We start from the raw sequence: 9164 nt of genomic DNA, 5'->3' as shown, positions 1-9164 counted from the left end.
CCCCAGCATCCCTAGCCAAGCCCGTTGCTGGGCCGTCAGGAGCTTACACAGTACCGGGCGCAGGATCAGCATGACGCCAAGCGTCAGCCCGGCAGTCAGCCCCGCATTCCAGATATCAAACAGGAAATTCGCAAAGAACCACTTCATGGTCTCACTCCTCCCAGGTGTGCCGGTCGATGAGCTCCTTCAGCTCCTCCGCCTCCTTGGCAGTGAGCCGCCGCCCACTGAAAAAGGCGTTGAACAGGCTAAGCATCCCCCCCGCCTGGGTGAGCAGCTCGCTGCCCTGGTCCCGCAGCACCTCCTCCCGGGTGTACCGAGGGGTCACAGTGGCCTCGCGGTTCTCCGCCGCCCCCTTGTGCACCAGGCGGCGCAGAACGGTATAGGTGGTGCTCTTGCTCCAGCTCAGCCGCTCTTTGCAGGCGGCCACCAGCTGGGTGGAGTTAATAGGTGCCAGATCCCACAGCACTTCCATCAGCCGCAGCTCGCCATCGGTCAATTTTTCCATAATGTCACCTCCTTACAGATTATGGGTTTATCTAGATAAACCTCTTTCCCATTTGAAGTTTATCATGGTAAACCTTCGAAGTCAAGAAAAAGCGCGCTGCAAACTTGCAGCGCGCTTGCTTCAGACGGTGCGGGCGGCCTCGGTGCCCAATTTCCGGTAGACGGTAAAGTACATGGTGAGGATACAGGCCATACCTCCCAGCAGCTGGGAGACCGCCTCGGCGGTGAATACGCCGGTGGTCCCCATCCAGATGGGCAGGATAACGGTAAGAGGTGCGTTGATAATGGCCTTACGCAGCAGGGAGAAGAACACCGCCTGCTTGGAGCGGCCCAGGCTGACGAACACACCCTGGCCTGCCATCTGCAAAGACATGGGAATAAACAGGCAGAAGTAGATGCGCAGAGCCGGGATGCCGTGCTGGAGCACATCGGGTTCGTTGTTGAAAATCCGGATCAAAAATCCAGGGAACAGCATGGCAATGGCCCAGAAGGCTGCAGCATACAGCACGGTACCTGTCACGCTGAACCGGATGGACTGACGTACCCGCTCATATTTCTTCGCCCCGTAGTTGAAGCCGGTCACCGGCTGTGCTCCGTTGGACAAGCCCTGCACCGGCATGGTGCACACCTCCCGCAGGGAGTTGATGATGGTCATAATGCCCACGTACAGGTCGCCGCCGTAGGCCTGGAGGGTGGCGTTGCACACCACCTGCACCAGACTGTTGGTGAGATTCATGAAGAAACCAGACAGACCCAGGGTAATAATCCGCTTCACCCGGCTGGCCTTCAGTTTCATGCACCCCAGACGAAGTTTTAAAATGGCCTTTGGGCCGGTGAGAAACCGCAGCACCCATACTGCGGAGCATCCCTGGGCAATCACGGTTGCCAAGGCAGCTCCCTTTACACCCAGATTCAACCCAAAGATAAAGATCGGGTCCAGTACGATGTTGACTACTGCTCCCAGACCTACCGTCATCATCCCTACCCGGCCAAAGCCCTGGGAGTTGATAAAAGGATTCATCCCCAGACCGATCATGACAAAGAGGGTACCCAGCAGATAGATGGTCATGTAAGCGCTGGCGTAGGGGTAGGTGGCGTCACTGGCGCCGAAGAGGTAGAGAACGGGGCGGCGCAAAGCCAGGAAAAACACCGTCACCGCCGTACCGAAGATCAAAAGCAGTGTAAAGGCATTTCCCAGCACACACTCTGCCTCTTCATTGTCACCCCTGCCCCGGTGGATGGAGCACAAAGGCGCGCCGCCGGTCCCGCAGAGATTGGCAAATCCCATGATAATGGAGATAATCGGTATCGTCAGACCCAGTCCTGTGAGGGCCAGATGGCCGGGCAGTCGCCCCAGATACATCCGGTCCACCACGCTGTACAGCACATTGATGAGCTGTGCGGCCGTCATGGGCAGCGCCAGCGACATAATGTTTTTTGAAATCTTGCCTTGGGAAAAGTCGTGGGTCTGCGCCATCCTCCCGGGCCTCCTTCCAGTTATCCCTTTTTTAACACGATTTTAACATTTTACACCCATCCCCTTCTTCTCGCAAGAGTAAAATCAAGCCGCCTGACCCTGAAAAGGGTCAGGCGGCTTTTATTTCATGAACGATTTAGCTGTTGAGCAGCTCTAGAGTACAGGTCTTGGCGATGCTCTTGCGGATGGCGGCGCGCAGAGGCAGCACCGCCGTGGGGGTGACGCTCAGTTCGTCGATTCCCATGGCCAGGAAGGTGGGCAGCAGACTCAGATCGGCGCCCAGCTCTCCGCAGATTCCGATCCAGATACCGGCCTGATGGGCGGCATCCGCGGTCATCTTCAAGGCCCGGAGCAGGGCGGGATGGTGGGGGTCAAAGAACTTGCCCAGGTCGTTGCACTGCCGGTCACAGGCCAGGGTGTACTGGGTCAGATCGTTGGTACCCACGGAGAAAAAGTCCACCAGCTGGGCCAGCTCATCGGCAATGAATACCGCGGCGGGAGTCTCGATCATAATGCCAATCTCGGTGTCCGGGTTGAAGGGGATTCCCTCGGCGGTAAGCTCGTCCATCACCCGCTGGCAGGCCCGGCGGCACTCCTTTACCTCCCACACGCTGGCAATCATGGGGAACATGATGGCGATCTTCCCGTAAGCGCTGGCCCGGTAGAGGGCGCGCAGCTGGGTACGGAACACCTCAGGGCGGTTGAGGCAAATGCGGATGGCCCGCAGACCCATGGCAGGGTTCTCCTCCTTGTGGAGATGGAAGTAGTCCACCTGCTTGTCCGCACCGATGTCCAGGGTGCGGATGATCACCCGCTTGCCGTTCATGGCGGCGGCGACCTCTTTATAGGCCCGGAACTGCTCCTCCTCAGTGGGATAGTCCTCGCTGGCCAGATAGAGAAATTCCGAGCGGAACAGGCCGATGCCCTGGCCGTCGTTGGCCAGGACGGAGGCCACGTCCTCGAGAGAGCCGATGTTGCAGTACACGTTTACCTGCTTGCCGTCCAGAGTCACATCCTTCTGGCCCACCATACTGCGCATCAGCTCCCGGGTCTCCTCCTGCTTGGCGTGGCGGGCTTTCAGAGAGAGCAGCGTCTCCTCATCGGGCTCAAGGATGAGCTGGCCGGTCTCCCCTACAATATAGGCCTGCTTGCCATGAAAATCCTCGTTGAAGTCCTCCCCCAGGCCGCACACGGCGGGGATGCCCATGGTGCGGGCCAGGATGGCGGTGTGGCTGTTGCCCGAGCCCTTTTGGGTAGCAATGGCCAGGATCTTTTTCTTATCCAGCTGGATGGTCTCAGAGGGGGCCAGATCGTCGGCGGCCAGAATGACGGGCACATCGGAGTCGATGCCTCCCTCCACCACCCCCATGAGGTTATTTAAAATGCGGCCGGTCACGTCCTTGATGTCGGCGGCACGAGCCTGCATGTATGGGTCATCCATAGATGCCAGCATGGCAGCAAACTCCTGCCCCGCCTGGTCCACGGCGTACTCGGCATTGAATCCCTGGGCCAGCAGCTCATCCATGGCCCCGGTGTAGTCCTCGTCCTCCAAAAACATGGCGTGGGTCTCAAAGAGCACGGCCGCCTCGTCCCCGGCCTCTTCTCTGGCCTTCTCCGCCATATCGCTCAGCTGCTGGGCCGTGCGCTCTTTGGCCCGCTCCAGCCGGGCGCGCTCCTCCTGCTCGTCAGCGCCGGTACGCATCTCCACCTGGGCGGCGGCGCGGTGATAGAAATAGATGGTCCCCTGCTCAATTCCCTTGGAGACCCCTTGCCCCTGAATGATCTTCATGTCTCGATCCCTTTCCATATCTTCTCAGAGGCGCCCGCTGTCTTTCTCCGGCAGCGGGCGCCTCTTTTCGTATATTTCTTACAGGTTCTCCTTGAAGAACTGCTCCATGGCGGCGATGGCGGCCTCCTCAGAGGGGCCCTCGGCGGTGACGGTGATCTCGTCTCCGGTCTTGACGCCCAGGCCCATCAGCTTCATCAGCTGGGTGGCCTTTACGCTCTTGTCGCCCTTGACCACCTGGATAGCGGTGTCAGCAAAGGGCTTTGCGGCCTTGACCAGCGCTCCGGCGGGACGGGCGTGGATGCCCAGGGGATCCTGAATCACATAGGTAAACTGCTTCATGGGTAAAACTTCCTTTCTATCATATACAATGGATTTTGAAACCGCTCAGACCGGCGAGGGCCAGTCCCTGCGGCGATCAGCACACGCTGGGTTCGGTAGAAAATACCCGCTGCACATGCATGGCCAGGTATCCCACCTCTGCCTCGTCCACCTGCCGTCCCAGGCTGCGCTCCAGCTGGCGGCAGATCTCCTGGGCAATGTCGAAGGCTTTGGGGCAGGACTGGCGCATGATGGTATTGACATCCATGCTCAGTTTCTCCCCTTTGATGAGGCGGGCGGCCATATATTTGATGTGGCTCATCAGGCGGTTATAGGACAGGGAGGACACATCGATGACCACGCCTGTCTCCTGCTGCACCAGGTCTACGCACTCCCGGATGATAGCGGCGGTCTGCATGGCCTGGGAGACCTGCATGGACTCCAGCGAGGAGTGAACGTGCAGGGCGATATAGCCCAGCTCGTCGTCGCTGAAGACCACACCGGTCTGTTGGCGAATGAGTTCACCGCCCCGGGCAGCTACTTCGTACTCCTGGGGGAACAGAGCCTTGATGTCGGGGGTGAGAGGGTTGCTGAGGGGGGCATTTTTTGAGATGCGCTGGGCGGCAAAGGCAATGTGGTCGGCCATGGGCACCAGGATGCTGGTGTCCACCTGACCAAAAGCCTTCCGGGCGTCCAGAATAATGCTGTTGGCGATGCTCAGGTAGATGGGATCGATGCGCTTGACCAGCTCCCGGGGGTTGCCCCGGTCGCACTTCTGGGAGAGCTGGTACACCGTGACCTCTCCGGAGAAGTCCACCCGCTCTCCGGGTTTTCTTCCGAAGCCGGCTCCCTTCCCCACCACCAGGTTTTCCTGGCGGTCGTCCAGGTTCTGGGCCAGCACCGCGTTATGGTTGAGCACTTTTGTAATTCGATACATGCTTCTCTCATCCCCCCGTCCAGGTCAAGATTCGTAGATATCCAGGGCCAGCAGGTCCTCTCCCGGCTTGACGTGGCCGGCCTTAATGAGGCGCAGCTGCTGGTTATCCTCCATAGTGGTAAACAGCACCGGCGAGGAGGTGGAAGAGGCGTTCTCCCGGATATAGTCCAGATCGAACTCCAGAAGCTTATCGCCCTTCTTCACCTGGTCACCCTCCTGCACCAGGGCCTTGAAGCCCTGGCCCTTCAGGGCCACGGTATTGATGCCCACGTGGATGAGCATCTCTACCCCGTCCTCCAGCTCCAGGCCGATGGCGTGGTTGGTGTCAAAAACAAAGCTGATGGTAGCATCACAGGGAGCGGTGACCACACCCTCACAGGGCACCACGGTGGCACCGTCGCCCATCATCTTCTCCGCAAAGGCTTCGTCAGGGGATGCGGTGATGGGGGCGGACTCTCCGTGGAAGGGGCTGCCGATGACGATGGTGCGCAGCAGAGCGCCGTGCTCGGGCTTGGCCTCCTCCTGGCTCTCGGGCTCGGCCTGGATGGCGGCTTGCTCCGCTCCGGCAGCACCGGAACGCAGGTAGTCCTCCAGGTTGGCCTTGATGATATTGACCTGAGGCCCATAGACCACTTGGACGCCCTGACCCTTCTGAATGACGCCGGCAGCACCGGTGGATTTGAGCACCTGCTGGTCCACCTTGGATGCGTCATGGACAGTGCAGCGCAGGCGGGTGGCGCAGCAGTCCACATCGGAGATGTTGGCCGCGCCGCCCAAGCCCTGGGCGATGGCGGCGGACACCTGGTCCTCCCCACCCTGCTCCTTGCGGGCGTTGTAGTCGGCCTTGGTGTACAGCTTGGTCTCCTGGTCGCCCTCCTCCCGGCCGGGAGTCTTGAAGTTAAACTTCTTAATGAGGAAGGAGAACACAAAGTAGTAGACCAAGAAGAACACAATGCCCATGGGGATAATCAGCAGCCAGCTGGTTTTTTCATTGCCCTGGAGGATGCCGAACAGAGCCAGGTCAATGAATCCGCCGGAGAAGGTCAGGCCCACGGTGATGTTGAGGATGTGGCAGAGCATATAGGCAAGGCCTGCAAACACGGAGCTGATGATAAACAGCACCGGGGCCACAAACAGGAAGGAGAACTCAAGAGGCTCGGTGATGCCGGTCAGGATAGAGGTAAGAGCGGCAGACAGGAGCAGGCCGCCCACCTGCTTTTTCCGTTCCGGCTTGGCACAGCGGTACATGGCCAAAGCCGCTCCGGGGAAGCCGAAGATATACAGCACAAACTCACCGGTGAAGCACCAGGTGCCGGCCGTGGAGAAGTGGGTCACGGTGGGATCAGCCAGCTGGGCAAAGAAGATGTTCTGGGCTCCGGCCACCATGGTGCCCGCCACCTCCATGGTGCCGCCCACAGCGGTCTGCCAGAAGGGCAGATAGAACACGTGGTGCAGGCCGAAGGGAATGAGCAGGCGCTTGATCATGCCGAACAGGAACGTGCCGAAGTAGCCCGAACTGTACACCACCATACCCAGGGCGTTGATGCCCTCCTGAATGGGCTGCCAGACAAAGAACATCAGAATGCCTACCAGGGCAAAGACCAAGGTGCTGATGATGGGCACAAACCGGGTGCCGCCGAAGAAGGAGAGCACCTGGGGCAGCTGAATCTTATAAAAGCGGTTGTGCAGGGCAGCAACTCCCAGACCTACGATGATGCCGCCGAAGGCGCCCATCTGCAGCGAGGTAATACCCAGCACGGTGGCGGTGGAACCCTCCAGCAGGTTTTCCACCCCGCCGGTCAGGCTGATCATGGCGGAGATGCTGGAGTGCATCACCAAGAAGGAGACGGCAGCGGCCAGGGCGGCCACTTCCTTCTCCTGGCGGGCCATACCGATGGCCACGCCGATGGCGAAGATCAAGGGCAGGTTATCAAAGATCACGCCGCCGCACTTGCTCAAAACGGAGAAAATAAAGTACGGAACCGTGCCGGGACCCATCAGCCCCAGCAGGTTATAGGTGGCCAGGGTGGTCTCGTTGGTAAACGAGCTTCCCAAGCCCAGCAGCAGTCCTGCCACCGGCAGGATGGCGATGGGGAGCATAAAGGATCTGCCCACCCGCTGCAGCACGCCAAAAAACTTTTCCTTCATCGTGCAACCTCCTTATTCAAGCTCGCCGGCCAGTTGCTCAGATGAAAAAAGCACTAACCGACAACCATTACATTTTGTCTATGTAATAGCTAAGGTTAGTGCCTGACAGTACAGTAACACACCTATTTAACATGGATTCTGGCGGGAGTATAGCACACCCCTTCCTGCCTGTCAATCTACCCCTAAACATTTTCGCCCAAATAAACAATTATATACATTGTTTTTTGTGCGCAGTGCCGGTTTCTTTTGGCACTCACTGTTCCGGCGTCCCCATATCTTTCCCGGAAAAAGATTTGCTCCTCACCAAAAACAATGGTAAAATATAGGTCTCCAAGACAAGCAAAGGAGGTAGCGACCGGTGTCGAACGCTGCATTTACCAAACTGATGATCGCCCAGGGGCTCAAGCGGCTGCTGAAAACCACATCCTTTGTCAACGTCTCCGTGGGGGACATCGCCCGGGAGTGCAAAATCAGCCGCAACACCTTCTACTATCACTTCAAGGATAAGTATGATCTCATCTCCTGGATTTTTTATACCGAGATCACCTCCATCCTCAGCGATGACATCTCCCTGGGCCACTGGCGGGACAGCCTGCTTTCACTGTGTAAGTACATGCAGGAAAACCGGGACTTCTATCTCAACGTCCTTGAGTTTCAGGGGCAGAACAGCTTTTCCGAGTGTCTGATGGACTTCTACCAGGGCCTGGTGGCCCACCTGCTCTTCCATGCTGACAGCCAGCCCGCCCTGTCTCAGGAGCAGATCCGGATGGTCTCCCGCTTTTACGCCCACGGCATCACCGGCGTGCTGCTGGACTGGGCGCACAACGGCATGACCGCCGACCCGGAACCCGCCGTCACCATGCTGGAAAAGCTTCTCTCCAGCGACACGGTCCACCAGATCCTATCCACCCAGCCCAAGTCTCATTCCGCCCCCTCTTTTTAGGACAGATTATTAAATCTGTCCTATTTTTGCGCATTTGTCTGATTTTGTATCTACTCAAGTTCGAACAAGAACCATAAAATAATCTTAATATATCTTAAGGCATGTCCAGGTGCACCGTCCACCCGGCAGCATCGGCGTGCCCTTTATCTTCTGCAAAGTAGGAGAAATTTGGAATGAAGATCGCCATTATGACAGACAGCAACAGCGGCATCACCGCCCAGGAGGCTCAGCAGCTGGGCGTTGCCCTTCTGCCCATGCCCATTCAGATCGACGGTCAGATGTACCTGGAGGGAATCGACCTGTTCCCTTCCGAGTTCTACGCCCGCCTGGCCCAGGGGGCCGATGTGTCCACCTCCCAGCCCTCCCCCGCCGATACCCTGGAGCTGTGGGACAAGCTGTTGGAGGAGTATGACCAGTTGGTCTACATCCCCATGTCCAGCGGTCTGAGCGGCACTGCCGCCACCGCTGCCAGCCTGGCCTGCGACGATCCCTATGAGGGCCGGGTGTTTGTGGCCGACAATAAGCGCATCTCCGCCCCCCAGCGCCAGTCGGTGCTGGACGCGCTGGCTCTGCGGGAGCGGGGCAAGTCCGGCGCGGAGATCAAGCAGCGCCTGGAGGAGGCCTCTCTCCACTCCCAGATTTACATCATGGTGGACACCCTCCACTATCTGAAAAAAGGCGGCCGGATCACGCCCACCGCTGCTCTGCTGGGCAGCGCATTGAACCTGAAACCTATCCTTCAGCTCCAGGCCGGCAAGCTGGACGCCTACAAGAAGGTGCGGGGCACCAAGGCCGCCAAGACCGAGTTGGTCCACGCGCTGGAGGCCAAGCTCCCCTGTCTGGAGGGAGAGGGCAAGCTCATCGTCCAGACCGCCTACTCCGGCTCCGACGAGCTGGGTGCGGAGTGGAACGAATTTATCCAACAGGCTTTCCCCCAGTTCCAGGTCTACTCCACCGTGCTCCCCATGAGCATCGCCTGCCACACCGGTCCGGGCGCGCTGGGCGTGGCCTGCGTCCGGGAGCTGCCCGTCGACTAACCGAACATAGA

At 58.8% G+C, this 9164-nt stretch carries 8 protein-coding genes; 2 read left to right on the top strand and 6 right to left on the bottom strand.

Annotated elements, in window-relative coordinates; genetic code table 11:
• Positions 1–151: 151 nt before the first annotated feature.
• From ACLTXB_RS10580 to ACLTXB_RS10555, 6 genes are all read right to left on the bottom strand, one after another.
• Positions 152–505 carry a BlaI/MecI/CopY family transcriptional regulator gene (locus ACLTXB_RS10580; RefSeq protein ID WP_008981023.1) on the bottom strand — a complete coding sequence of 118 codons (354 nt, stop codon included), beginning with the start codon at positions 503–505 and terminating at the stop codon, positions 152–154.
• 120 nt (positions 506–625) lie between these two features.
• A complete protein-coding gene (locus ACLTXB_RS10575) occupies positions 626–1981 on the bottom strand; it encodes an MATE family efflux transporter (protein WP_428226957.1) in 1356 nt (451 codons plus the stop codon).
• Positions 1982–2117: 136 nt separating this feature from the next.
• Entirely contained in the window at positions 2118–3770 is a 1653-nt protein-coding gene (ptsP, locus tag ACLTXB_RS10570) for a phosphoenolpyruvate--protein phosphotransferase (protein ID WP_428226959.1), read from the bottom strand.
• A 78-nt stretch (positions 3771–3848) separates the two neighbouring features.
• Positions 3849–4109, bottom strand: a complete 261-nt coding sequence (locus tag ACLTXB_RS10565; RefSeq protein ID WP_110440357.1) for an HPr family phosphocarrier protein — start codon at positions 4107–4109, stop codon at positions 3849–3851.
• 76 nt (positions 4110–4185) lie between these two features.
• Positions 4186–5025, bottom strand: coding sequence for a PRD domain-containing protein (locus ACLTXB_RS10560; protein WP_428226956.1), 840 nt, complete (start codon positions 5023–5025; stop codon positions 4186–4188).
• A gap of 24 nt (positions 5026–5049) precedes the next feature.
• Positions 5050–7173: a glucose PTS transporter subunit IIA gene (locus ACLTXB_RS10555; RefSeq protein ID WP_428226955.1), complete on the bottom strand. Its 2124-nt coding sequence runs from the start codon at positions 7171–7173 to the stop codon at positions 5050–5052.
• A 358-nt stretch (positions 7174–7531) separates the two neighbouring features.
• Here ACLTXB_RS10555 and dhaS point away from each other — a divergent pair, with 358 nt between their 5' ends.
• Together dhaS and ACLTXB_RS10545 are read left to right on the top strand one after the other, a co-directional pair.
• Positions 7532–8116, top strand: coding sequence for a dihydroxyacetone kinase transcriptional activator DhaS (gene dhaS / locus ACLTXB_RS10550; protein ID WP_428226954.1), 585 nt, complete (start codon positions 7532–7534; stop codon positions 8114–8116).
• Positions 8117–8289: 173 nt separating this feature from the next.
• The gene (locus tag ACLTXB_RS10545) at positions 8290–9153 is read left to right on the top strand and encodes a DegV family protein (RefSeq protein WP_428226953.1); all 864 of its coding nucleotides are present in this window, start codon (positions 8290–8292) and stop codon (positions 9151–9153) included.
• The last annotated feature ends 11 nt before the right edge of the window (positions 9154–9164 follow it).

The organism is Flintibacter sp. (assembly GCF_046973065.1).
This window is presented reverse-complemented; position numbering and strand designations above follow the sequence as displayed.

What these genes read in the sequence shown, in the direction of transcription:
- ACLTXB_RS10580 (WP_008981023.1), bottom strand. Translation starts at nt 505, where the DNA reads ATGGAAAAATTGACCGATGGCGAGCTGCGGCTGATGGAAGTGCTGTGG.
- ACLTXB_RS10575 (WP_428226957.1), bottom strand. Translation starts at nt 1,981, where the DNA reads ATGGCGCAGACCCACGACTTTTCCCAAGGCAAGATTTCAAAAAACATT.
- ptsP (WP_428226959.1), bottom strand. Translation starts at nt 3,770, where the DNA reads ATGAAGATCATTCAGGGGCAAGGGGTCTCCAAGGGAATTGAGCAGGGG.
- ACLTXB_RS10545 (WP_428226953.1), top strand. Translation starts at nt 8,290, where the DNA reads ATGAAGATCGCCATTATGACAGACAGCAACAGCGGCATCACCGCCCAG.
- ACLTXB_RS10565 (WP_110440357.1), bottom strand. Translation starts at nt 4,109, where the DNA reads ATGAAGCAGTTTACCTATGTGATTCAGGATCCCCTGGGCATCCACGCC.
- ACLTXB_RS10560 (WP_428226956.1), bottom strand. Translation starts at nt 5,025, where the DNA reads ATGTATCGAATTACAAAAGTGCTCAACCATAACGCGGTGCTGGCCCAG.
- ACLTXB_RS10555 (WP_428226955.1), bottom strand. Translation starts at nt 7,173, where the DNA reads ATGAAGGAAAAGTTTTTTGGCGTGCTGCAGCGGGTGGGCAGATCCTTT.